Here is a 25,584-nt window from a genome sequence, read left to right on the forward strand (position 1 = left end):
TTAACAAACATACAGATAAAGATGTTTATTCCATAAAAAAATCCTCATCAATTGATGAGGATTTTAAATATTCAAAATATCTTATTTTTAAAATTACAATTCTTTAAAAATTGCGTGCATCATTCTTTTCTTATCATTAATACTTTCCTCAAGAGCTATCATCGTTTCCGTTCTATTTACTCCCGGAATTTCATCTATTTCATAAATGATGTCTTTCGCGTCATTCGTTCCTTTTGCTCTCACCTTACAAAAAATATTATACTTACCCGCTGTTACGTAAGCTACTGTTACATTTGGTATTTTCCTTAAGTTTTCAATCACATTTTGCGTCATAGAAGTTTTTTCTAAAAACACTCCAACATGCGCTATGAAAGAATAACCCATTTTTTCATAGTTTAAGGTTAAAGTAGAACCTTGAATAATACCTTCATCTTCCATTTTTTTTACACGCACATGAATTGTTCCTGCAGAAACTAATAATTGTTTTGCAATATCCGTAAATGGTGTTCTGGCATTCTCTATTAAGATATCTAATATTTGATGATCTATTTCGTCTAAGATGAACTTTTTCATTTTTTTATATATAATTCAATTTATAAGGCAAATTTATGAATTTAATTTAATTTAAAACAATAAAAAGTGAGAAAAGTTTAATGTTTTTTGCTTTCGAAAACGATTTCGTTATGTCCAAATTTCAATTTTAGGTCTTTTTCATCAACTTTATTCAATTTTGAAACTAATTGATCATTCATAATTTCATCTAAATATTGATAAGCTACATCTTCTTTTGAAATGGAATATCTATGGATAACATCATAGAAAATTTTAGTATTATTTGGAATTGTAAAATAGGATTCATAATCGTTAAAATTATCGGAAGTTGCAATGTGATACAATCCTTGTATAATTGCATAAAAAGTATGCTCGCGCGCAATTTCTCTTTGATAGTCATCAGGAAAATGACCCGATTCAATTAAAATTGTATTATATCCTAGTTTTTGAAAGTTATCTCCTGTCGCAGTTGGGTAAAATTCATCTGTATATCTACCAACAAAATCAGGTATAAGTTTTTGCAACAATCTGTTCATAGCAACAATAACATCCATGGTTTGAATTCGACCTTTTGTTAAGGCTCTAGTTTCCTCTTCTGAAGGAGCCAAAAAGGAAATAGTTGCTGGGTTTTTAGTTCCTTCTACGCCAAAAATAGTTCTTTGATCATGTAAATTAAAACAAAACTGTGGATTGAATTCCTCTAAAGTATCTCTTAACAGATTACTTTCTTTTGCAACTCTATTTACTGCATCTCTATTTAAATCTACATTATTTGCATTAACTCTTGTATACGCTTGAGAGCCATCAGGATTTAACATGGGTATAAAAACTAAAGTACATTCTTTTAAAATAATTTTAAATTCATTCTCAGAACAAGTAGAAAAGCAATTGAATATATCAAACAATGCTTTTGTACCTGTACTTTCATTTCCATGCATTTGAGACCATAATAAAATTTTCTTTTTTCCCTTACCTATTTTTAATTTATAAATTGGTCTTTCCTGTTCAGAAAATCCTAAATGTTTAATTTCAAAAGCTTCTTGATATTTTAAAAATAGGTTTTCAATATTTTTAAGAGTAATCCACTTGCCAAAAAGAGATGATTCTTTTTGAGCTTTAAAAATATTCTTTAATAACTCTGGTGATAAAATTTGCACTTGATATTCTATTTAGAAAAACAAATTTACATTTTTGAAAATAAGCAACCTATATAAATGTTACAAATGTAAAACAAAGTATTGTTACAAATGTAAATCGAATTTTCACAAACTATAGTTACTTTTGTAAACCAAAAATCTTTTTACCTAACGTTCTTAAATTATAAAATATGAGATGTTTTTATAATTGATTATAATTTTAATTAAAATACTTTATATAAACATTTTACACATAAAATATAAAGTATTAGTTTAATGTAAAATAAATTCATATTAACATTTAAAACATTCTATTTTGTTGTTTCATAAGTTTGATTTACATTTGTAATACAACAAGTATTTACAATGATAAACAGCTTAGACTTTACAAGTAGAATAAAAAAAGTAATGGATTTTCATCAATTATCTGCTTCTTTATTCGCAGATAAAATTGGTGTTCAGCGTTCAAGTATATCGCATATTTTGTCTGGAAGAAACAAACCAAGTTTAGATTTTATTTTAAAAATAACTTCAGAATTTAAGGATGTAGACATACATTGGCTGCTGCATGGAGATGGTTCTTTTCCTAAAAAAGCAGAACTTACAAACCCCGCTTCTACTCCAACGGTATTCGCTACCAGCTCTAATGATAAGAAAAAGATTCAAAGAATTGTTGTTTTTTATAATGATGGCACTTTTGAAGAGTATAGAAAGTAGTTGAAAATTGAAGAAAATTAATCACAAAATGAAGCTTCCTTTTTTGTTTTGAATTTGTCTAAATATTATATTTTAGCAATAATGAATACAATTGAAATTAGAACTGTAAATGTTGTTCAATATATTTCTCCTTTGCGAGAAGGTGGCTCTTTACCTGCTATTGTAAAAGCTGATGATGGTTTTTTATATGTGCTAAAATTCAGAGGAGCTGGACAAGGGAAAAAAGCCTTAATAGCAGAATTTATAGGTGGCGAACTTGCAAGAGCTATTGGTTTAAAAGTTCCTGAATTAGTTTTTATGAACTTAGATGATTCTTTTAGTAAAACAGAACCTGATGAGGAAATTCAAGATTTATTAAAATTTAGCGTAGGCTTAAACCTTGGATTGCATTTTTTATCAAGTGCTATTACGTACGATCCTTTGGTATCTAAAGTAGATTCATTAACTGCTTCTAAAGTGGTACTTTTAGACAGTTTACTTAGTAATATAGACAGAACAGCTAAAAATACAAATTTACTCAAATGGAATAAGGAATTGTGGATTATTGATCATGGAGCAAGTTTATACTTTCATCATAATTGGCAAACTTGGGAAAATCATCTCAAAAAGACTTTTCCTATGATAAAAGATCATGTACTCTTAACTAAAGCAACTTTATTATCAGAAGCTTCAGCAAAAATTAAACAAAGCATAAATATTGACACAATCACTGAAATTATATCTAAAATACCTGAAGATTGGTTACTAAGTGAAGGAGATTTTTTAAATTCTGACGAAATGAGAGCTGCCTATGTAGCCTTTTTAAATGCAAAAATTTTAATGATTGATGTACTAGTAAAAGAGGCTGAAGATGCAAGATAAATACACATTTGAATATGCAATTATTAGAATTGTACCAAAAGTGGAACGCGAAGAATTCTTTAATGTTGGCGTTATCCTTTTTTCAAAAAGAAAAAATTTTTTAGGTATTAAATATGAAATCAATAAAGATAAATTGAAAGCTTTTTCACCTGAAATAGAATTGGATTTATTAAATGGTTATTTAAATGCTTGGAAATTAATTTGCGACGGAAAATCTTCTGGAGGTAAAATTGGTGAACTAGAAATTTCTGATAGATTTAGATGGTTAGCTTCTTGCAGAAGCACAATAATACAAAGCTCTAAAACTCACCCCGGACTTTGCAATGACCCTAAAAAAGAGTTACAAGATATTTTCGAAAAGTATGTACTCTAATAAATCTACTTGTTTCTGAAAAAAGTTCTTGTCTTTTTTTTTATTTCAAAAAAAACAACCTTAATATTGACTGATTTAACAATAAAACTAGAGTAACTTCGTCATTGCCATTTTAATAATTTCTATATTTTTTTCTCTATTTAATTTGTTAGCTTTCTTTTGCTCTTGTATCATTGTCCTCATTAAATTAATAACAACTTTATCAAAATTAAAACTTTTATATTGATTTCCTTTTAAAATCATATCATCGACCACATTCTGTATCGCTAGCGTATTATTGCTTTCTGAAATTTGTTTAAATGCTTTCTGGAACAATACTTTAGTCGCATCATCTCCAGATAAAAACATCCCAGAAACCACACTTTTTGCAATAAAAGGGAGTTCAGAATCATCTTTTTCTTCAATGAAAATTCTTGTTAAAGGTGTTGCTAAAATTTTTCTAATTTCATCTGGAAATTCTTTTGATTTTGCGATTGCAATTTGTTTGTCAATGTAATACATAGAAACTAAGGCTTTACCCAACACAGAATACGATTTACTCTGTAATCCTTTTTCAAAAATAGATTTTAATTCAGGATCTGTTAATTTACCTAAAGTATTAATTGCCTCTGCTTGAACTAACGTTTTTACATCAGTATTCGCAATCTCCATAATTTTTTTAATGGCATTTTTTTTAGAAAACTTATTAATTAAATCTATCTTTTGTAGAGCTAAAATTCTAATTTCATAAGCTTCATCATCTAAAGCACCGACAACCGCACTAAAAGCAATTTTATCGTCTTGTTTCTTTGCTACCTCCAAAAAAGCCTCTCTTCTATGTCCATAATTATCCGCATTTTTAAGCTGGAAAATATAATCACTTAAAACTTTATTTTCATTGATAACACAAAGTAAAGCTCCATCTGCATTCACCTGAATTAAATTAGGCTGTTTTCTGTATGGAAAGGTAAAAGAAGCATCATTACCATCCACAAAAACATGATGTCTCGTTCTTTTTGACGCTTCAAAAACATCAATTGCAAAAGGGAATTTAAACTTTTCTGTTTGTAACTGAATCACATTTACAGTCACTGTTTTTCTTAAGGTATTATAATCATATGAAATTTCAATATTTGGATGACCACCTCCAAAATACCATTGATTAAAGAACCAGTTCAAATCTTTCCCTGTGAGTTTTTCAAAAATTAACCGCAGCTGATGCACTTCTGCTGTTTGATATTTATAGGTAGTCAAATACTCCTTTAAGCCTAAGAAAAAAGCTTCATCGCCTAAATACGATCGCAACATATGTAAAATTGATCCACCTTTATTATAGCTAACCAAATCGAACATATCTTCTTTATCATTATAATCAAAACGGACTAAATGCTTGTTTTCACTTTGTCCTTTTAAATAAGCTTGCATATTTTTATAAAAATGCATTTCAGAATTTACTTTTCCGTATTTATATTCTCTCCATAAATACTCGCTATAATTCGCAAAAGACTCATTTAATGTTAAATTGCTCCAACTTTCAGAAGTAACTAAATCCCCAAACCAGTGATGAAAAAGTTCATGAGCTATCGTGTTTTCTTGCACATTTTCATCAATTAACTGTCCGGGTTTCTGATATGCTCTTTCGCCATGCATAACAGCAGTGGTATTTTCCATCGCTCCAGAAACATAGTCTCTACCAACAATTTGACTGTATTTATTCCAAGGATATTCAACGCCTAATTTATCGGAAAAGAAACCAATCATTTCTGGTGTTAAACCAAAAATATCTTTTGCAAAAGGCGCATATTCTTTTTCTACATAATAATTTACTGGAATATTTTTATATGAATCTTGCACAATTTCATATACACCAATTCCCATAAAAAATAAATAAGGAGCATGTTTTTTATCAAACTTCCAATAATCTATTCTATTGTTTCCCTTATTAACTTGACTTACCAGTTCGCCGTTAGAAAGCGTTACATATTTATTTGGAACCGTAATATAAATTTCTTGAGATGTTTTTTGATTCGGAGCATCTAAAGTAGGAAACCAACAGCTACTTGCTTCAGTTTCACCCTGTGTCCAGATTTGTGTTGGCTTATTTTTATCAGATCCATCTGCATTTATAAAATAAAGTCCTTTTGCCCCTGTAATTGCTGTACTTCCCTTTTGATATACTTTTTCAGGTTGTGCTGTATATTTTATATAAATAGTAAATTCTTCAGCTCTGTTGAATGTTCTTGGTAAATCAATACTTAATTTTAAATTGTCATAAAAATAGTTTAGCTTTTTATCATCCATGGAAACTTCATGAATTAGCATTGCTTTCGCATCTAGAGTTATTTTGTTCTTACTGTAAAAATGTGGTTTTGCAGTTAACCAAGCTTCACCATTCATAGTTTTATCTTCAAAATTAAAATCTACTTTTAATTTCGTGTGCACTAAATCATGGATTTTTTCTTTTTCTGGTTTGTAGGATGCATTTTGCGCAATACTAACGAAACCAATCAACATAAAAAAAACCACAACTATTTTCTGATATTTCATAAAATATATTCTGTCGCCTCAAAAATAAGAAATATGAAGGAAGAACTTGTTAATGAGCAGTTAAAATGATTAAAAGAAAAAAAAACTTAAAAAAGAAAGTCTATAATTTTTTAAAAACTATAGACTTTAAAAATATTTGTAATTAACCTTTATTTTCCTGCAAAAATAGTGCTAAAACTTTCTAGATTACTGGCATCCATATTTACACTATTCATCATTTCTATTATTTTTACAGGATTCATATTCTCGCCTAATAATCTTGCGACTCCCACTCCAGCTTCTTTACTATAACCAAAAACAATAACCTCATCTAAAGAGTCTGTATTTCCTGTATAATAAACTTTCATGTTCATTCCTTTTGCTTTTATACTGCCTAAACTCTTATAATCTTCGCTAGTGAAAATGTTTTTTAATGTTCCTATTTCAACTTCATACGTAGTAGAATTATCATCTGTTTTTCTTAAGAAAGCTACATTAATTTTTTTGATACTTTTCATAGTCTCTTTTATTTCATCAGAAACATCTGCTTTTACAGATAATATAGAGCTTACAGGCAAATCTCCTGTAAAAAAACCATCCCTGCCGCTGGATTCTACTAAATAACTTTGTAGCGATTTTTCATTTTTGCAAGCACTAACAAATAATACCAAAAAGACTAAAGAAAATATGGTGGTTAATTTTTTCATTATATATGTTTTAATTGATAAAAGTCAGATTTAAAAAACCTGACTTTTAAATATTGATTTTACTATTTGTTTTTCGTAAAAGTATCGGCTAACTCGGACATCTTGTTAATGTCTATATTACCTGTTAAAGAGATAACCATAGCTTCAGACATTTTATTTGTTTTTTTACTGATACCTTTAACAAACATTAAAACTTCGCTAACATAATCTTTGTTTTTACTTGCTTTTACATAAATTTTTACACGAGAGTCATCTTCTTTAATGCGCATTAACTCTGTTAAATTCTGTTTTTTAATGGCAGTATTTACCATGTTACCCATTTTACTTGCTACAGCTATGTTTTCTGTAGAAAACATTTTAAATTCTTTTAAATCTTGAATCATTTGAAAGACTTTCATTCCTTCATTATCATCAATCTTTATATTTTTGAACTTAGAGATTAACTCAAAAGCGTCTTTGGTTACAACAACAACATCTACCCCATCCATATCTTCTAAGGCCTCAAAAAATGATTGCGCATTGGTCACCATTGGAGCAACTACGAATGCTATTAATACTAATATTTTTTTCATGATTTCTTTGTTTACTTGGTTCTATTAATTTCTACTTGGTTTTATTTTAATATTTTATTTACAGTGTTTTCATAAGTATATAAACTCGCGACTGCATTTTCTCCTTTTTTAAGGTTTGAAGATAACAATCTTAATCCTTTACTTATTTGTTCAAACTGTTTTTTTGCCTGGTGCTTTTCATATTCTTGTTTGCCAATAAATACACTAAACAAAAGCATTACTGATGCCGCTACAGATAACCATTTAAAGTTTCTTTTTTTAGATTTCTTAGGTTCTAACTCAATGGTTTTTGTATAAGTTTCATCTTTGGCAGAAGCAAAATAATTAAACATAAACGCATATTCTTGCAAATGAGGTGCAACAGAACCTTCTTTAAAATAGTTTTTTAAGGTTGTTTCTTCTTGCAAAGTAGTTTCTGCATCTAAGTATTTTTCTACTAATTTTTCTATGTTAGCTAACTCCATAGTTGTGTTTTTTAATGAGTTCTTCTCGTATTGTTTTTCTTGCTCTAGATAATGCCACCCGAACTGCTGTTGGTTTCATATCTACCATTATACAGATTTCTTTAAAATCATATTGTTCAACATCTCTTAATTGAATAATAATTTTTTGTTGTTCTGGTAATTTCTCTATCAATTTGTGCACTTGGTTTACACTGTCTTGATATTCCATCTTTTTATCTAAAGATGTTTCTTTCTCTTTATAATTACTGTGAATTAATGTTAAATTACTTGCTTGTTTTGATTTTAATCTGTCATAACAATAATTTTTTGTCATCGTCATTGCAAACGCCTCAACATTTTTGTAATCAGCAATTTTCTCTTTACTTCTCCACAATTTAAAATACAATTCTTGAGTAGCATCTTCAGCTTCCTCCGCAGAAACTAGCAACCTTTTTGCTAATCTAAAGACCTTATCTTTAAATGGTAAAACTACTTTTAAAAAGTCTGATTGGTTCATTATTTATGTTTGCTTTTCTAATATTTTTTTATCTCTTATATCAGATTTACATGATTACGACGAAACAAAATTTATTTTGTTACAAGCAAATTATAAAAAAATACTAAATATGTTTAAATTGCGTTAAATTTATCACAATAACCATAAATACTTAAATGAGGGATTTTTTTAGAATTATTTGCCTTATAATATTAACATACATCTTTACTAGTTGCTCAAAAGAATACGAAATTCCTCAAAACTTAGTTATTCATGATTTTGTTTGGAAAGGTTTAAATGCATATTATTTGCATCAAGATGAAATTACCGATTTGGCTGATACACGTTTTAATTCTGATAAAAACCTAAATACTTACTTAACTACGTTTACTGATTATAACACGTTGTTTTCAAGTTTATTAATTCCTTCGGATATAAAATCGAATTTAATAGAAGACTATAATATTATTGTTGATCCTGAATTGAGAACTTCGTTTACAACTGGTTTAGAATTTGGTTTAATTAAAGAGCAAGATTCAGATACTGTAGTTGGTTATGTTTTGGATATCCTTCCACTTTCCTACGCATCCACTCAGGTAATTTCTAGAGGCGATTATTTTTCTGCTATTGTAAATATAGATAACGACACACTAAATTTAACAAAGGAAAATTATGAAGATTTATTATTAAATTATAATCAAGACACTTTAAAATTAGTAATGGTAGATTATGATGGAAAAGATGTAGCACTAAAGAGTAAAAAGACTGAATTAGTGAAAAAAAATTATACGCATAACCCTATGAGGTTAGAAAATACTTTCTTATCTGATGGTAATACTATAGGGTACTTAATGTATCATAATGATTTTTCAAAAAATTATATAAATAATTTAAATAATACATTCTTAAATTTTAAAAATAAACAAGTAAGTGAACTAATTTTAGATTTAAGATATAATATTGGCGGTGGTAGTTTTGCGAAAAATATTTCACAAATTTCGAGTATGATTTCAGGTCAATTTATAAATGAAGTTCTCATTAAAGAAAAATGGAATGTAAAAGCACAACCTTGGTTTTTAGCAAATCAACCAGACTCTTTATTGACGAGATTTCCAGAATCGTTAAATACAACAACCAATATTAATAGCTTAAATTTGACAGATGTATATATCATTTTAAATGGTGATAATTTTACGGGGTCATCAGCCATTGAATTGTTAATTAACAGTTTAAAATCACACATAAATGTACACCTTATTGGAAATCAAACTGCCGGTAATAGTACTGGCTCTATTACACTATACAATTCAGATGACTATAATTTTCCTTTAAAAAACAACGCTCACACAGTCGCTTTGCAACCAGTTGTTTTAAGTTTTCTAAATAAAAACGATGAAAGCTATGAAAACGGATTTGCACCAAATTTAGCACTTTGTGCAAATGAAGATATTTTAAATTTAGGTGTTTTAGGCAAAACCTCAGACCCCATTTTGCATAAAGTTATAGAATATATTTCTACAAGAAACACAGGCACAAATAATATATGTAATCCTAATAATTTTGAGTATTTATTTAATACTATTAGTGCTCAAAGAGAAATTGATCATGGTGTGTTTATACGTCAAGATTTACCAAATACCAATTAAGAATGAAGAGATTTTTTACAATCAGTGTTTTAACTATCATTTTTTTATTTACTTCTTGTGAAAAAACAAAAACTTACGGAGTTGATGTAAATGTAAATGATGAAATTAACTATTTTATTTGGAAAGGTTTGAATACCTTTTATTTATGGCAACAAGATGTACCTGATTTAGCTGATAAGCGATTTGCAAATTTCGCTGACTTATATCTCTATTTTCGTGGATATTCTTCACCTGAGGATGTGTTTGAAAATTTACGCTACGAGCCAGGAACTATAGATCGTTTTTCTTGGATCGTGAATGATTATGTTGCTTTAGAAAATTCTTTTCAAGGAATTAATCTAAGTAATGGAATGGAATTTGGACTAGTGAAATATAAGAATGAATCTGATAATGTTTTTGGCTATGTGCGTTATGTCGTTGCTAATTCTGATGCAGAGTCTAAAGGCGTTTCTAGAGGCAATATTTTTAACTCTATAGATGGTACTCAATTAACATTAACGAATTACCAAAGTTTATTATTTAATGATAACAATAGTTATACAGTTGGGTTTGCTGCTTATAATAATGGCTCTCCAAACTCTAATAGTAATGCTGTTTTATTAACAAAAGAAGAAATACAAGAAAATCCTGTTGCCATCACTAAAGTTTTTACTGAAGGAACTAAAAAAATAGGTTACCTGTTATACAATCAATTTGCTAAAAATTATGATAGTCAATTAAATGCTGCCTTCTCTAATTTTAAATCAGAAGGTATTAACGAATTAATTATTGATTTAAGATATAACGGTGGAGGCTCTGTAAGCACTGCAACCTATTTAGGAAGCATGGTTACTGGCCAGTTTAATGGGGCTTTATACTCTCAAGAAATCTGGAATGATAAAGTTAAAAGTGCTTTACCTGAAGAAAGATTTTTAAATTACTTTACAGATGAAATTAGAAATACCGATTCTCAAGGAAATTTAATTTTACAAGAAACTATTAATAGTTTAGGTTTAGATAATGTTTATTTTATAACAACATATAGCTCTGCCTCTGCCTCAGAATTGGTTATAAATTCTCTAAGCTCTCATATAAACGTGCAATTAGTTGGTAAAACTACGAGAGGAAAACAAGTGGGGTCGATTACTTTGTATGATTCTGACAACTTACAAAAAAGTGGCAGCAACCTTAATTCAAAGCACAAATATGCAATGCAACCTTTGGTTTTAGAAATAAGTAATAAAGACAATAAAAATTATCCTGATGGAATTATTCCAGGAAATACTTTACCAGGGATAGAATTAGGGGAAGATTATAATAATTTAGGAGTTCTTGGAGAACGTTCAGATCCTTTATTAGATAGAACTCTAGTTTATATTACAACAGGGTCTAAAGGAAATCAAAAAACAATTGTTTCTCATGATTTTAATGAAGTTTACAACTCAAAATTAGCAACACCTGCAAAAGATTATATGTTTATCGAATTTAAAAAGTAATCCCAAACATAAAATATAAATTCAGCTAAAAAGCTGGATTTATTAATGGCATAAAACTTAGCTTTCTATACCTGCTCTTTCATTCTTAATTTGTTATGATAATACATCAGGTCTGAATTCAGTCATTAATTCCTCTCTTTTAGATTTGGCATATTTAAAACCAGATTTCCACCATTTACGCATCAACTTTTGGTCAAAAACTAAAGAATTTGTTGTTAAAACTGTTGGTGTATAATAAATATTCAATTTTACACCCTTGTGGTTTGCTGCTAATTTTCCAATAGTTATATTATGTTTTTCGACGTGAGCAAGCATAAAATCAAAAACATCAAACAGCAATGAAAAAGGATTTTTAGAAGGTATTTTGTTAATCTGAGTAACTTCAGTTTCCAAGATAATAGCATCAATTTCTGTTGCCCCTCTTAAAATTGCTTCTCTTATTGGCACTAAAGCACCAAACCCCCCATCTGCATATTGACAATGATTTTTTTCCAATAAACTCATGAAAGGCACATAGTTGCAAGAACCCCAAATCCAGTCACAAAAATCTTCATAAGAACAATCATTACTAGATTTATATTCGATTTGATTAGCGGTTAAATTGGAAACTGTTACCACAACCTCTTTATCCGTTTTCTGAATTTCTTCAAACATCTTTCTTGAAACATTTTCTTTTATCAACTTCCGTAAGTTTTTACTTTCGCCAAATGTTTTTCTTCCGTTTAAAAAGTTCCAAAGCGTATTTAAATGGTTAATACTTACTACTTTTTCCCCAGCGACCCTTTTAATATGAAAAGGATTATTACTGAAAATAGTTTTTTGATTTACGTTCGTATAAAGTTCTTTTAATTCATCTAACATACCCAAAGCCAGATGCGACACCATTAAACTACCCGTAGATGTACCTACAAACAAATCATAATCTCTATTTTCTTTTTTCATTAAATATTGTGCAACTCCTCCTGCAAATGCTCCTTTACTTCCTCCTCCAGAAATTACCAATGCTTTTTTCATAAACTACAAATGATTTGTTTAATTTAGTCGTATAAAAATATCAAAAATGAAAAGAATATCAATATTAATATTCACTTTCCTAATAATCATTTCTTGTTCGAGTGAATACATACCAAGAATTATTGAAAATATTGAAATCCAAGAATTTAAAATAGACAGCACAAATATCAGAGCAATACAAGGAACCAATTCAGAAACAATTTATTATGTAGGCTCTAAGGGCGATTTTGGTTTTACAGCAGATGGAGGGAAATCTTGGTTAATAAAACACATTACCTATCAAGATTCTATCATTCCAAACTTTAGAAGTTTAGCCAAAAATGGCGATAACCTATTTGCGCTTTCAATTGCGAATCCCGCATTATTGTATAAAATTTCTAAAAATAAAACAGCCTTAGTTTATACTGAAAATCATAAAAAAGCATTCTATGATGCATTACAATTTTTTGATGATGGTAAACACGGAATTGCGGTTGGAGATCCAACAGAAGAATGTGCGTCCATTATTTTAACTTCCGACGGAGGTAACTCTTGGCGCAAAATCTCATGTGCAAATTTGCCAAAATTTGCAGAAGGAGAAGCTTTTTTTGCAGCAAGTAATACGAACATTAAAACAATGGGAAGTACAGTTTGGGTTGCTTCTGGCGGAACAAAAGCACGTGTTTTAAAATCTGAAGATTATGGCGTTACTTGGGACATTTTTGAAACACCAATTATTCAAGGAAATGGACCTCAAGGAATCTATTCAATTGATTTTACTGATGAAAAAAATGGAATTGTAATTGGTGGGGATTATTCTAAACCCGAAGAAAACAAGGGCAATAAAGCAATTACAAAAGATGGTGGAAAAACTTGGACTTTAGTTGCCAATAATCAAAATCCGAATTATAAAAGTTGTGTGCAATATGTGCCTAACACAAATGGAAAAGAAGTTTTCGCTGTTGGTAAAACAGGCATTTCGTTTTCCAATGATTCAGGAAATACTTGGACAGAAGTTTCTAAAGAATCTTATTATACCATTAAATTTGTAGATAAAGATACTGCTTGGTTAAGTGGTTCTCAAAAAATTGGAAAACTGATTTTAAAATAAATGAGAACATCAATTTTAATACTTTTTACTATACTCCTCTATTTTTCTTGCAAGAAACAATCAGAAGTTCATGAAGCTTTTAATTGTAATTCATCAACCTTTAAAAATTTGGAAGAAGTTGAAGGTCTTAAAAACATGTTTTCTGTAAAACTTCCTGAAAATTGGAAAATCAATTTATATCAAGATGAAATACAATCATCAATTTTTGCAGCAGATACAACTATACAGCTTACAGAAACTGTTTTATTAGATGTAACTTTTATCAATAATAATGTAAATTTTGATGACGCTTTTATGCTTGATCAAGAACAAGACAACTTAGCAAGAAGCTTGGTGAAAACAAAATCAAAAAAAATTACACTTTTAGAAAAACCATCTATTTATATTATTTATAAAGGAAATAAAGGGCAATTTAATTATCAAACTTGTCATGTTTTCATCAAAATAAATGAACAAAATTTCATCTTTGCAAAAATAGAAGTTTATGGAGATTCTATTGTAAATCAAAGATTTTGCAACGCTTTCTCATTAATCGAAAACCTTAAAATACATCAATAAAAATGATTCATAAACAACATATCATAGATCGCTTCATAAAATACGTAACTATCGATACAGAGTCAGATCCTAATAACCCTGAATTTCCTAGTACAGAAAACCAATGGAATTTAGCAAAAGTTTTAGAAAAAGAACTCAACCAAATTGGTATGCAAGAAGTTGAGTTGGATAAAAATTGTTACATCATGGCAACTTTGCCAAGTAACTTAAATTATAAAGTGCCAACAATCGGTTTTGTAGCACATATAGATACAAGTCCAGATTTTACAGGCGCAAATGTAAAACCCCAAATTATCGAAAATTATAATGGAAAAGACATCACTTTAAACAAAGAAAAGAACATTATTTTATCTCCAGATTATTTCGAGGATTTATTGCAATACAAAGGTCAAACCATAATTACCACTGATGGAACCACTCTTCTAGGAGCAGATGATAAAGGCGGAGTTACAGAAATTGTAACAGCTATGGAATATTTAATTAACCATCCAGAAATTAAACACGGTAAAATTAGAATTTGTTTTACACCTGACGAAGAAGTTGGTAAAGGAGCCCATTTATTTGATGTAGAAAAATTTGGTGCAAAATGGGCATATACCATGGATGGCAGTCAAATAGGAGAATTAGAATATGAAAATTTTAATGCTGCAAGCGCAAAAGTTACCATTACAGGAAAAATTGTACATCCAGGTTATGCAAAGGGAAAAATGATCAATTCAATTTTGATTGCTAATGAATATATTGCTGCAGTTCCAGAAAATGAAGTCCCAGAAAAAACTGCGGGATATGAAGGTTTTTTCCATTTACATGATTTAAATGGAAATGTAGAAAAAACTGTTTTAGAGTATATAGTTAGGGATCATGATTTTTCATTGTTTGAAAAAAGAAAAGAGTTACTTCAAAAAATTGCCTCCGATTTCAACAAACGTTTACACCAAGATTTGGTTAAAGTTGAAATCAAAAATCAATATTTTAATATGAAAGAGAAAATAACCCCAGTTATGCATATTGTTGATATTGTTGAAGAAGTAATGAAGGATATTGATATTACTCCCTTGATAAAACCTATTAGAGGTGGTACAGATGGTTCTCAGCTTTCTTATAAAGGTTTGCCTTGTCCTAATATTTTTGCTGGAGGACATAATTTTCATGGACGATTCGAGTATATTCCGGCAGAATCTATGATCAAGGCAACCGAAGTAATTATTGGTATAGCACAAAAAGTTTCTGAAAAATTTAAATAAAACTAAATATCTAAAGTTAATATTTCAATCCAACTTTTTTATAATTAAATTCCTTCTTTAAAAATAAACAGAATGGTTTTCTTCGGCATAAAACTAATTTTAGATGAAATATGAAAATTGTTTATGACAATTCAGGTTTTTTACCTTTTACGTTTTCGTAAAAAGAATAAAAGAATTTAAAGTCTTTTTCTTGATCATCAGTCGGATAATAAGGTTCCGATATTTTAATCTTCTTATTTTCAAAATCCAAAGTTGCCATAACTATAGGAACCTTTGCTCCTTTTGCTATGAAATAGAAGCCTGTTTTCCACTTTTCCACTTTTTTTCTTGTTCCCTCCGGCGATAACCCAAGAATAAACTTACTCTTGCTATTAAATATTTGCACAATAGCATCTACTAAATTATTACTTTTACTTCTATCTACGGGGGTACCTCCTAATGCTCGAAAGAAAAACCCGAAGGGACCATTAAAAAGAGAATTTTTACCAATAAAATGAATCATAGTACCAGAAGCCATCCTAGCTAAGATGGCAATAGGAAAATCAATCCAACTAGTATGTGGCGCTGCTATAACTACATATTTTTTTATTTCTTTAGAAAAATCTCCTTCTAACTTCCAACCCAAAATACTAAATAAGATAAATCTTGCAAATCCTTTCATTGTGTCTTTTAAAAGTGATAAATTTAAGGACTTAATTTGATATGATGAACGAATTGATTACATACTTCTTAATTGCACTGATTTTTAGCATTATAAGCTTTTTTATTGGGAAACTTTTATCCAAATTAAATTTTGAAAAAGAGAAAACTTTAATAGAAAAAGAGAAATCTACTTTGGAAGAACGGGCTTCATTACTACAACAATCAAAGGATATGGTAGAAAATAACTATATCGAACTTCAAAAAGAGCTTAAGAATAATCAGCAAGAAAAAGAACATTTAATTTCTATAAATACGAGACAAGATTCAGAAAACATAAATTTACAACTAAAGTTAGATGAGCATAAAACCGAAGTTGAAGAATTACAAGAAAAATTTACTAAAGAATTCGAAAATTTAGCAAATAAAATTTTAGAAGAAAAATCGAATAAATTTACAGCACAAAATAAAGAGAACTTAAAAATAATTTTAAATCCATTACAAGAAAAAATTAAAATCTTCGAAGATAAAGTAGATAAAACTCACAAAGAAAGTATTGATTATCATGCAGCTTTACGTCAGCAAATTTTAGGTTTAAAAGAATTAAACCAACAAATGAGTAAAGAAACTCTAAACTTAACAAAAGCGTTAAAAGGAGACAATAAAATGCAAGGAAACTGGGGGGAATTAGTTTTAGAACGTGTTTTAGAAAAGTCTGGATTAGAGAAAGATAGAGAGTATTTTGTGCAGCAAAGCTTTACGAATGATGATGGAAAAAGAGTGTTACCTGATGTAGTAATTCATCTTCCAGATAATAAGAAAATGATTGTCGATTCTAAAGTGTCACTTACTGCGTATGAGCAATTTGTAAATGAAGATGATGATACTTCAAAAGCACAATTTCTAAAAGAACATATAGCCTCTTTAAAGCGACATATAGAGCAATTATCAGAAAAAAAATATGAAGATATTTATCAAATAGAATCTCCAGATTTTGTTTTGTTATTTATCCCTATTGAACCAGCTTTTGCTGTAGCTATTAATTCTGACAATCATTTATATAATAAAGCTTTTGAGAAAAATATTGTTATCGTTACCCCTTCAACATTATTGGCAACATTAAGAACTATAGATTCTATGTGGAATAACGAAAAGCAGCAAAAAAATGCGATAGAAATTGCAAGACAAGCAGGCGCTCTATATGACAAGTTTCAGGGTCTTTTAAGTGATTTGATTACCATTGGAAAACGAATTGATGATAGTAAAAAGGAATATTCTAATGCAATGAATAAATTAGTAGATGGTAGAGGGAATTTAATTACTAGTATAGAGAAATTGAAGAAAATGGGTGCAAAAGCTAAAAAATCAATTCCAGAAAATATTATTGAAAGAGCAAGTCAAGACGATTAAATAAATTCACTAATTTTTCTATCTCTTTTAATAAAATAAAAATTATCTCCTTTAACCATTTTTTTTCTGTAGCCAAATAAATGGAAAATTTCAATAGCCAAAAACTTGGCTGTTCTCGGGTTTACAATTAAAGTGTAGGCGTTTCTTCTATCTAATTTTACCCCAGGTAAAAGTCTTAGTAATTGGTGAAAATGAAGTTTTCTGGCGACTAAGGAAACTTTTAACCAAAATTTAGAAATTTTTGATATGATAAAAAAACCATCATTTCCTTTTTCTTGATATAACGGCATAAAAATTTTACCTTTAATATTAGAGTGGATTTCCCTTTGATTACTATATGCTAGCAATTCATTTTTTGTAATCTCTTCAAAATTTCTATAACCTTCAATCATTTTGAAATTCTCAAAAGGTTTAATCGTATATTTATAGTCAATTTTATAAAAATCTTGATCTTCTTTAAAAAGGGATAATGAATGTTTAAAATAGGAATACTTTTTTACTTCTTTCTTATGTATGCATTTTGCGGCCACTAAAGCTAACCATAGAAATGCTACACAATTATCTACAGATACCTCTTTATCATGCTGACCTGCCTCAAAACCTACAGCAATATGACCAAACTCGTTAATAAAGGTTAACAATGGCCCGTTTAAATATTCTTCGATTCCTAAAATAGTTGGAATAGAAAAATTTGAAGAATATCTTCTATTATTTAAAGAGTCACTAATAATAATAAAAGGTTGTGTATCTGAAGATGTAGTATGCAGGTCTAAAAAATAAAAAGGTCCTTTTTCTTTATTTAGAATATCTTTTATAATAAAATATATTTCATTTTGTTCTTCTGATTCAATTTCTAACTCATCTTTTAAATATAATTTTAAAATTTCTTCTTTTGTCCAAATTCTATTTAAATCTACATTTTTAAAACGAATATTTTCCGAAATAGCGTTTATGTTTCCTGCAATTCCATAAAAATTTCCATTCAAGCAAATATTTTCTTCTTCTATTGTTTGAAAGACTTTTAATAGTGCATTTAATCCGGCTCGTTCATTACCATGAATCCCGCCAATTGCAATCACAGTAGGAGTTTGTTTTACACCTTCTACACTGCCTAAAATTCTTTGAACAAAGATTTTTTCATTAAAGGATTCAATCACTATTTGATTAATCATTAATTTTTCTTAATTTTTTCTATTCTCTCTAAATCACTTTTAGTAAAAATACCAACTAATTTATCTTCAGTTATAACTGCAACACAAGTATTCTTTGTGTTTAGAATTAATTCTTTTGATTTCTTGTAAGACATTTCTGGGTGTGCAACATCAAAATCTTTATTCATTATATTTTTAGCAACCATATTTAATACTTTTTTTGATGAAAAATCGAGTTCATCTAATTGTTTTTTCTCAATAACACCAACAATCTTATTCCGTTTATTAACCACTGGAATATGATTGATTTGTTTCCATTCCATTATCTTTAAGGCCAACTTTATTAAATCATTTTCATGAACTACAAAAATACTTGTAGACATTATTTTATATAATTTATTATATTTTTTATCACTTTTATTCTCATAAAGATCAACAGAATCCCATTCTGAAATGACTTTATTTGATATTTGATTTCTATAAATATGTTCTGTTAGAATTACATTAGACTCATATTTAGAAACTTTTTCTCTTAATTTTCGTTTGTTTCTAATAATCCATTTACTGCCAGTTGTACTTGTATCAATTCTTTTTTGAATGATTCCTAAATAATAGTTAATTTCAGATTCATTGATCTTTGATTTTAACAAACCCTCTTTTGCCATCGGAATTAAAATATTTTCTAGTAACTTTTTTGCAGAAATTCCTTTATCAAACCAGTTAAAATAAGTATTTATTCCAGTTCTTGCAGCATTTATAAAATTTCCACGAGCATCATAAAAAGACATTTTCTTCCAAATTTTCTGATATTTTTTTGGCATACCTTGCATAACACCTACCCATAAAAGTGCATTTGCTATTTCATCTTTGACACTGGGTCCAGAAGGAATATATCTATTTTCAATTCGCAAATGCGCTGTATTTTCATGAACTCCGTAACACAATCTATTCCATTTATATAAAGTGCCATTATGTAAATTCAGTGCCTTTAGTTTGGGCATAATTCCCTTTTTGACAGACTCTATAGAATTCTCCTCAAATTTTGAAAAAACTAATGGTGGATATCTAGAAATATCGTCTGTAAACAATTCTAAAATCGAATCTTTTACCCAACTATTACCAAAAGAAACTCTTGGTTTTTGCTCTCTAGATATATGAGAAACGTTGCGTAAATCTATACTTTGCTGAAAAAGAGCTATTCTAGTTTCACTCCATAATTCTTTCCCTAATAAAATTGGAGAATTGGTCATAATAGATAGCATTGGTCCTGCAATTGCTTGCGACCAGTTATATTTATCTATTATATCTTCTGGGCTTACTTGTAAATGCACTTGAAAACTAGTATTACAAGCCTCAAATAAGATGGATTCGTGCTTAAGAATCAGTTCATCTATTCCTAGAATATGTAATTTAAAATCATCCCCTCTTATTTTTTTTAAAACTTTATTCAACGTTTTATAACGTTTAAAAGGAGTCACATTTTTAAAGATTAGATCTTTTTTTCTTAATGTAGGTAAGATTCCGGTAAGTATAATTTTATTATTATCAGTTTCTGCGGCAACTTTATACCCTTTTTCCAATAAAGCTATAAGTTGTTTCTCAATATCAGAAAAGCATGTATCCTTTAATTCACAAGGATCTAAATTAATCTCTAAATTAAACAAAGCTAACTCTGTTGTGTAATGAATATCATTAATTTTATTAAGAATTTCTAAAGCATTTGTAGAAGGTCTGTAATCTTTATCTACAATACATAATTCTTGTTCTACTCCTACACGTTGAATTCCATTTTCAAATAAGTCATTTTTAATCATATACTCTAATGCCTCTATATCATTGAGTAAATGGTGTACAAAATCCTTACGATTTTTTTGTGTTTTAATGGCAGTTACAGCGTGTGAGCCCATAATAATCATATTATACCATTGCGAAGTACAGAAATAATTTTTAAAGTAAATATGATAATTGTCATTACAAAAAAAAACATCAAGAGTTAACTTGATGCTTTTTTAACATATTTTTGATTCAGTAAAATACCTTATAACAAAGTCTTACTTTCTACATAACAAATAATCTTCTTGCACTCATCATTTCAGAAACTCGCTCTCCAATTTCGTTCAACGCATCTTCATTTTCTGCATTTTGTATAGCTTCATCGATAAAATCAACAACAGACTTCATATCTTCTTCTTTTAAACCACGCGTAGTTATAGCAGATGTACCAACACGAATTCCTGAAGTTATAAATGGGCTTTTATCATCAAAAGGAACCATATTTTTATTTACAGTGATAGCTGCTTTTCCTAACGCAATTTCAGCATCTTTACCAGAAATGTTTTTATTACGAAGATCAATTAACATACAATGGTTGTCTGTTCCTCCAGAAATTATTTTATAACCTTTGCTAACAAACTCTTTAGCCATTGCGGCAGCATTTTCTTTTACTTGTATTTGATATTCTAAAAACTCATCTGTTAATGCTTCTCCAAAAGCAATCGCTTTTGCAGCGATCACATGTTCTAACGGACCACCTTGATTACCAGGAAAAACTGCAGAATTAAGTAATGTGGACATTTTTTTTAATTTTCCACTTTTCAAAGTTTCTCCGAAAGGATTTTCAAAATCTTTACCAATCATTATAATCCCTCCTCTTGGTCCGCGTAAGGTCTTATGGGTTGTAGATGTTACAATATGACAATGAGGCAAAGGATCATTTAAAATACCTTTGGCTATTAGACCAGCAGGATGCGAAATATCTGCCAATAAAATAGCACCAACACTATCAGCAATCTTTCTGAAGCGCTTATAATCAATATCTCTAGAATATGCAGAAGCACCGGCAATAATTAACTTTGGCTGCTCTTTAGTTGCTGTTTCTTGAATTTTATCATAATTTAAAACTCCAGTTTCTTTATCAACACCATAAAAAGTTGGATTGTATAATCTGCCTGAAAAATTTACTGAAGAACCATGTGTTAAATGACCTCCATGAGATAAATCGAATCCTAAAATAGTATCTCCTGGTTTTAAACATGCAAAAAATACTGCTGTATTTGCCTGAGAACCAGAATGAGGTTGCACATTTACATACTCTGCACCAAACAATTCTTTAGCTCGGTCAATAGCGATTTGTTCTACAATATCAACAATTTCACAACCTCCATAATATCTTTTTCCCGGATATCCTTCAGCATATTTATTGGTTAAAATAGAACCTTGGGCCAACATCACTTGATCGCTTACAAAATTTTCTGAAGCGATTAACTCTATACCATTTAATTGTCTTTCTTTTTCTTCCTGTATTAGGTCAAAAATTTGATTATCTAATTGCATTGTGGTTGTTTTAAATAAGCATCAAAAGTAACAAAAAACAACTCTTTTAAAAATAAGTTTTTATAAAATTTAATAACTTTTTCATCTTATTCTCAAATTGACTATAAAGTGTTGTTAAAATTCATTTTTTCATGATTTTTTTATTTAAAAATGCTAAAAAATTATGTAGGTTTGAAAAAACAAAAAAAAAGACAATGATTATAACAGCAAATAATCCTAATAGAAAATCATGGTTAAAAGTTAATGAAGACTCAGATTTTCCAATACAAAACATCCCTTTTGGTGTTTTTATTACTAGAGATGATATTATTACAATTGGCAGTAGAATTGGAAATTTTGCTATAGATTTAGGAGCTTTTCATCAGTTAGGCTATTTCAAAGGTATTCCGTTAACAGATGATATTTTTTTACAAGATAATTTAAATGATTTTATTGCAGATGGTAGAAAAACATGGCGACTTGTGCGAAATAGAATTGCTGAAGTCTTTGATGTTACCAGTGGGGATTTGAGAGACAATGCAGATCATAAAGATAAAATTATCTTTAGAATGGATGAAGTAGAAATGTTATTACCTGTTGCTGTTGGTGATTATACAGATTTCTATGCGAGTAAAGAACACGCCACGAACGTAGGTTCTCTATTTAGAGATCCTGAAAATGCATTATTACCAAATTGGTTGCACATTCCGATTGGATATCACGGTAGAAGTTCTTCTATTATTCCTTCTGGAACACCTGTTAGAAGACCTTATGGCCAAACAAGACCAACTGAAGGAAGTAAAACTCCAGGTTTTGGCCCTACTACATTATTAGATTTTGAGTTAGAAATGGCTTTTATTACAACGGACGCAAATGCTTTAGGAGATAGAATTCCTATTGAAGAAGCTGAAGAATATATTTTTGGTTTGGTTCAATTTAACGACTGGTCCGCTAGAGACATTCAAGCTTGGGAATACGTGCCTTTAGGGCCGTTTTTAGGAAAAAGTTTCGCCTCTACCATTTCTCCATGGATCGTAACTTTAGACGCTTTAGAACCATTTAGAGTGGATAATCCTAAACAAGTTCACGAACCTTTACCTTATTTAAAGCAAAAAGGAAAAGGAAGTTATGATATTCATTTACAAGTAGGAATTCAACCAGAGAACGGAGAAGAAACTGTCGTTGCAAATTCTAATTTTAAATACATGTATTGGACAATGGCGCAACAATTAGCGCATCATACAGTAAACGGTTGTCCAATAGAAGCTGGAGATATGATGGGTTCTGGTACTATTTCTGGTCCGACTAAAGATAGTTATGGCTCTATGTTAGAGTTAACTTGGAGAGGACAAAATCCTATCAAATTAAAAGACGGAACAGAACGTAAATTTATAAATGATAATGACACCGTCATTATGCGTGCTCATTGCATAAACGATAAAGTACGCATTGGATTTGGTGAATGTGTTGGTAAAGTATTACCTGCTAAATAACATTCTTATCTTTCCAAAATTTTAAAAAATATTACTTATTTAACCTCACTTTTGTGAGGTTTTTTTTGCACCTAAAATAATTATTTTGTGCACGGCATAAAACCCGAAAGATTAAGAGTTTTATATTATTAATCATTCCTCTATTGGAGGGTGCCCAAAAATCTCTTCATAGACTTCATCAAAATTAGAACGTAAAAAGGCATTTAACTTTTTTCGATAATCATCTTTTAACCAAGTAACGAAGTTGTGTGTACTTTTAGAAATACATTTTGCATATCTATTTATTCTATCATCTATCTCCTCGCCCAGTTTCTTAGCTAAAATTAAAGCATCAAATACATCTTCACTGTTTTCAATACACATTTTTGCATGGTGCTCTATCGACTTCTCTAAAACTCTTTTAGAGGATTCTCCAGCCCTAATGGTATCTATGTAAACGAATTTCATGTCAAAATATGTATCCTGAGAATTGGCAAATTCTTTTTTAACATCTGCTGGTAATTCATATCTAAAAGTACTTTCAATATCCTCATCAGAAAGAATTGCATTTAGATAATAATCAGGAGCTCTAAACATTTTTTGCCAATCTAAATCTGCACCCCAAGGTCCAAATCTGTGAAAATTGTTACCTAAATCAATAACTTCAAAAGTATTCTTTTTACTATATATTCTAGAACCACGACCAATCATCTGATAATATAATGTAAGAGATTTTGTTGCTCTGTTTAAAATAATAGCCTCAATACTCGGTTCATCAAAACCAGTTGTTAAAATACTTACAGAAGTGATAATGGCATTCGGTGTTTTATGAAACCATTTTAAAATAAAATCGCGTTCTTTTCTTGTATTAGTATTGTCTAAATGAGCAATAGGGTAACCCGCTTTTTTAAAAGCGTGATACACCTGAATAGAAGTATTAATACCATTATTAAAAATTAAAGTCTTTTTTCCTTTTGCCGTTTCTTCATACGCAGAAACCAATTTAGAAAGCATATCTGAATTAGTATACAAATCTTCTGATGATTTAACCGTATAATCGCCATTTGCACCGACTTCTAAAGAAGTTAATCCTACATTATATGAATATAGGTTAGCACTTGCTAAATATTCATTATCAATTAAATGCTGAATAGATTCTCCCACAAACAACTCTTGATAGTTCTCATACATAGGCAATTTCACATTAGAACTTAATGGAGTTGCTGTAACACCTAATATGAAAGATTTATCAAAAAACTTAAAAATTTTAGTAAATGAATTGTAATGTGCCTCATCCACAATGACTAAACCTATATCGGAAATATCTAGTTTTTCATCATTTAAACGATTCTTTAAAGTCTCAACCATTGCAACAAAACAACTGTATTCATCTTGGTCATCTAACTTTGCTGTACTGTTTATGATTTTGTTGTTAACACCGAACTCGTCCAACATTTTAGACGTTTGTTTGCTCAACTCTATTCTGTGTGTTAAGACTAAAACCTTCTTTTTAAACTTTTCTAAATAACGCCTAACAATTTCTGAAAAAATAACTGTTTTTCCACCTCCAGTTGGCAACTGATATAACAGATGATAATCTTGAGGAGCATCTTCAAACCTTCTAAAGATTTCCTGAAGAGCGTCTTTTTGATATCCGTATAATTGTTTACCTACTTTTTTTTCTGAAGTGCTTATTTCTGCCAAAGGAATATAAATTTGAGATACAAAAATAAGACTTAAAATAGGTTTTTCACGAATTTAAACTATATAAATCTTGTTAAATTAATTTGAGTAATATCATTATGCGAGACAGCATGCACGGAAACTTCATTTTTAATAACCAATAATTGAGGAGATTGATGTATTACTTGAAAGGTATATCCTACTTCATCAGACACATTCCTGTAGTTTAACAAGTCTAAATAATATACTTTTAAGTACTGATGATTTTCTTGAAACAAACCTTCAAATTGTTTGATAACCATTTTACTAATTCCACAACGAGTGGAATGTTTAAAAATAAGTATAGATTCAGTTTTAGATTGTTTCTTTATTGTATCTAGCTGCTCTAAAGAGGACAATGGTATCCATTTTAAATAAGATACTTTTTCTTTTTGAGGTTCTTTACTACCAAATAAACTGTTGAATACGCCCATGTTTTTTTTTATAAATGCAAATGTATGAAACTTTTATGTGTCAAAAAGTCAGTTT

General features: G+C 29.4%; 24 protein-coding genes. 10 read left to right on the plus strand and 14 right to left on the minus strand.

Annotated elements, in window-relative coordinates:
* Positions 1-93 precede the first annotated feature (93 nt).
* Both BLT88_RS08030 and BLT88_RS08035 read right to left on the minus strand, forming a co-directional pair.
* The gene (locus BLT88_RS08030; protein WP_036786467.1) at positions 94-573 is read right to left on the minus strand and encodes an Lrp/AsnC family transcriptional regulator; all 480 of its coding nucleotides are present in this window, start codon (positions 571-573) and stop codon (positions 94-96) included.
* A 77-nt stretch (positions 574-650) separates the two neighbouring features.
* Positions 651-1,709, minus strand: a complete 1,059-nt coding sequence (locus BLT88_RS08035) for a M14 family zinc carboxypeptidase (RefSeq protein WP_091954092.1) — start codon at positions 1,707-1,709, stop codon at positions 651-653.
* Between the two features lie 345 nt (positions 1,710-2,054).
* Between BLT88_RS08035 and BLT88_RS08040 the strand changes: the two genes are divergently transcribed.
* From BLT88_RS08040 to BLT88_RS08050, 3 genes are all read left to right on the plus strand, one after another.
* Positions 2,055-2,405, plus strand: a complete 351-nt coding sequence (locus BLT88_RS08040; protein ID WP_091954094.1) for a helix-turn-helix domain-containing protein — start codon at positions 2,055-2,057, stop codon at positions 2,403-2,405.
* Between the two features lie 81 nt (positions 2,406-2,486).
* The gene (locus tag BLT88_RS08045; RefSeq protein WP_091954095.1) at positions 2,487-3,266 is read left to right on the plus strand and encodes a HipA family kinase; all 780 of its coding nucleotides are present in this window, start codon (positions 2,487-2,489) and stop codon (positions 3,264-3,266) included.
* Complete coding sequence (locus BLT88_RS08050; protein WP_036786475.1) at positions 3,256-3,639, plus strand: DUF3037 domain-containing protein; 384 nt, start codon at positions 3,256-3,258, stop codon at positions 3,637-3,639. The genes BLT88_RS08045 and BLT88_RS08050 overlap by 11 nt, the downstream gene beginning before the upstream one ends.
* 87 nt (positions 3,640-3,726) lie before the next feature.
* Here BLT88_RS08050 and BLT88_RS08055 read toward each other — a convergent pair whose 3' ends face one another.
* The 5 genes from BLT88_RS08055 to BLT88_RS08075 form a co-directional block, all read right to left on the minus strand.
* Positions 3,727-6,165 (minus strand): M1 family metallopeptidase, encoded by a 2,439-nt coding sequence (locus BLT88_RS08055; RefSeq protein WP_036786477.1) that lies wholly within the window; start codon positions 6,163-6,165, stop codon positions 3,727-3,729.
* 149 nt (positions 6,166-6,314) lie between these two features.
* On the minus strand, positions 6,315-6,851 hold the full coding sequence (locus BLT88_RS08060) for a DUF4252 domain-containing protein (protein ID WP_091954097.1): 537 nt from the start codon (positions 6,849-6,851) through the stop codon (positions 6,315-6,317).
* Positions 6,852-6,913: 62 nt separating this feature from the next.
* Positions 6,914-7,423, minus strand: a complete 510-nt coding sequence (locus BLT88_RS08065) for a DUF4252 domain-containing protein (protein ID WP_036786481.1) — start codon at positions 7,421-7,423, stop codon at positions 6,914-6,916.
* 41 nt (positions 7,424-7,464) lie between these two features.
* Entirely contained in the window at positions 7,465-7,887 is a 423-nt protein-coding gene (locus BLT88_RS08070; RefSeq protein ID WP_091954098.1) for a hypothetical protein, read from the minus strand.
* Positions 7,874-8,383 carry an RNA polymerase sigma factor gene (locus BLT88_RS08075; RefSeq protein ID WP_091954100.1) on the minus strand — a complete coding sequence of 170 codons (510 nt, stop codon included), beginning with the start codon at positions 8,381-8,383 and terminating at the stop codon, positions 7,874-7,876. The genes BLT88_RS08070 and BLT88_RS08075 overlap by 14 nt, the downstream gene beginning before the upstream one ends.
* Positions 8,384-8,538: 155 nt before the next feature.
* On the opposite strand from BLT88_RS08075, the gene BLT88_RS08080 reads away from it, so the two are divergent.
* On the plus strand, positions 8,539-10,008 hold the full coding sequence (locus tag BLT88_RS08080) for a S41 family peptidase (protein ID WP_091954102.1): 1,470 nt from the start codon (positions 8,539-8,541) through the stop codon (positions 10,006-10,008).
* 2 nt (positions 10,009-10,010) lie between these two features.
* Positions 10,011-11,483 carry a S41 family peptidase gene (locus tag BLT88_RS08085; protein WP_091954103.1) on the plus strand — a complete coding sequence of 491 codons (1,473 nt, stop codon included), beginning with the start codon at positions 10,011-10,013 and terminating at the stop codon, positions 11,481-11,483.
* Between the two features lie 93 nt (positions 11,484-11,576).
* Here the strand turns inward: BLT88_RS08085 and BLT88_RS08090 are convergent, their stop codons facing one another.
* On the minus strand, positions 11,577-12,497 hold the full coding sequence (locus BLT88_RS08090; RefSeq protein ID WP_091954105.1) for a patatin family protein: 921 nt from the start codon (positions 12,495-12,497) through the stop codon (positions 11,577-11,579).
* Between the two features lie 46 nt (positions 12,498-12,543).
* On the opposite strand from BLT88_RS08090, the gene BLT88_RS08095 reads away from it, so the two are divergent.
* From BLT88_RS08095 to pepT, 3 genes are read left to right on the plus strand one after another with little or no spacing between them, the layout of a single operon-like run.
* Positions 12,544-13,587 carry an oxidoreductase gene (locus BLT88_RS08095; RefSeq protein WP_091954106.1) on the plus strand — a complete coding sequence of 348 codons (1,044 nt, stop codon included), beginning with the start codon at positions 12,544-12,546 and terminating at the stop codon, positions 13,585-13,587.
* On the plus strand, positions 13,588-14,145 hold the full coding sequence (locus BLT88_RS08100; RefSeq protein WP_091954108.1) for a hypothetical protein: 558 nt from the start codon (positions 13,588-13,590) through the stop codon (positions 14,143-14,145). It begins immediately after the preceding gene.
* A 2-nt stretch (positions 14,146-14,147) separates the two neighbouring features.
* A complete protein-coding gene (gene pepT / locus BLT88_RS08105) occupies positions 14,148-15,389 on the plus strand; it encodes a peptidase T (protein ID WP_091954109.1) in 1,242 nt (413 codons plus the stop codon).
* Between the two features lie 121 nt (positions 15,390-15,510).
* Here pepT and BLT88_RS08110 read toward each other — a convergent pair whose 3' ends face one another.
* Positions 15,511-16,050: a 1-acyl-sn-glycerol-3-phosphate acyltransferase gene (locus BLT88_RS08110; RefSeq protein ID WP_036786497.1), complete on the minus strand. Its 540-nt coding sequence runs from the start codon at positions 16,048-16,050 to the stop codon at positions 15,511-15,513.
* A gap of 44 nt (positions 16,051-16,094) precedes the next feature.
* On the opposite strand from BLT88_RS08110, the gene rmuC reads away from it, so the two are divergent.
* A complete protein-coding gene (gene rmuC / locus BLT88_RS08115) occupies positions 16,095-17,438 on the plus strand; it encodes a DNA recombination protein RmuC (protein ID WP_036786498.1) in 1,344 nt (447 codons plus the stop codon).
* Here the strand turns inward: rmuC and BLT88_RS08120 are convergent.
* The 3 genes from BLT88_RS08120 to glyA form a co-directional block, all read right to left on the minus strand.
* Positions 17,435-18,610 carry a succinylglutamate desuccinylase/aspartoacylase family protein gene (locus tag BLT88_RS08120; RefSeq protein ID WP_091954111.1) on the minus strand — a complete coding sequence of 392 codons (1,176 nt, stop codon included), beginning with the start codon at positions 18,608-18,610 and terminating at the stop codon, positions 17,435-17,437. The two genes, rmuC and BLT88_RS08120, sit on opposite strands and share 4 nt — an antisense overlap.
* A complete protein-coding gene (locus BLT88_RS08125) occupies positions 18,610-20,496 on the minus strand; it encodes an HPP family protein (protein ID WP_172824282.1) in 1,887 nt (628 codons plus the stop codon). The genes BLT88_RS08120 and BLT88_RS08125 overlap by 1 nt, the downstream gene beginning before the upstream one ends.
* 151 nt (positions 20,497-20,647) lie before the next feature.
* Entirely contained in the window at positions 20,648-21,922 is a 1,275-nt protein-coding gene (gene glyA, locus BLT88_RS08130; RefSeq protein WP_091954114.1) for a serine hydroxymethyltransferase, read from the minus strand.
* Positions 21,923-22,116: 194 nt separating this feature from the next.
* On the opposite strand from glyA, the gene fahA reads away from it, so the two are divergent.
* Complete coding sequence (gene fahA, locus BLT88_RS08135; RefSeq protein WP_036786505.1) at positions 22,117-23,394, plus strand: fumarylacetoacetase; 1,278 nt, start codon at positions 22,117-22,119, stop codon at positions 23,392-23,394.
* Between the two features lie 132 nt (positions 23,395-23,526).
* Here fahA and BLT88_RS08140 read toward each other — a convergent pair whose 3' ends face one another.
* Together BLT88_RS08140 and ytxJ are read right to left on the minus strand one after the other, a co-directional pair.
* Positions 23,527-25,077 carry a DEAD/DEAH box helicase gene (locus tag BLT88_RS08140; protein ID WP_091954115.1) on the minus strand — a complete coding sequence of 517 codons (1,551 nt, stop codon included), beginning with the start codon at positions 25,075-25,077 and terminating at the stop codon, positions 23,527-23,529.
* A gap of 59 nt (positions 25,078-25,136) precedes the next feature.
* Positions 25,137-25,529, minus strand: coding sequence for a bacillithiol system redox-active protein YtxJ (gene ytxJ, locus BLT88_RS08145; protein ID WP_091954117.1), 393 nt, complete (start codon positions 25,527-25,529; stop codon positions 25,137-25,139).
* Positions 25,530-25,584: the final 55 nt, after the last annotated feature.

The sequence above is a fragment of the Polaribacter sp. Hel1_33_78 genome, from assembly GCF_900106075.1.
GTDB lineage: Bacteria > Bacteroidota > Bacteroidia > Flavobacteriales > Flavobacteriaceae > Polaribacter.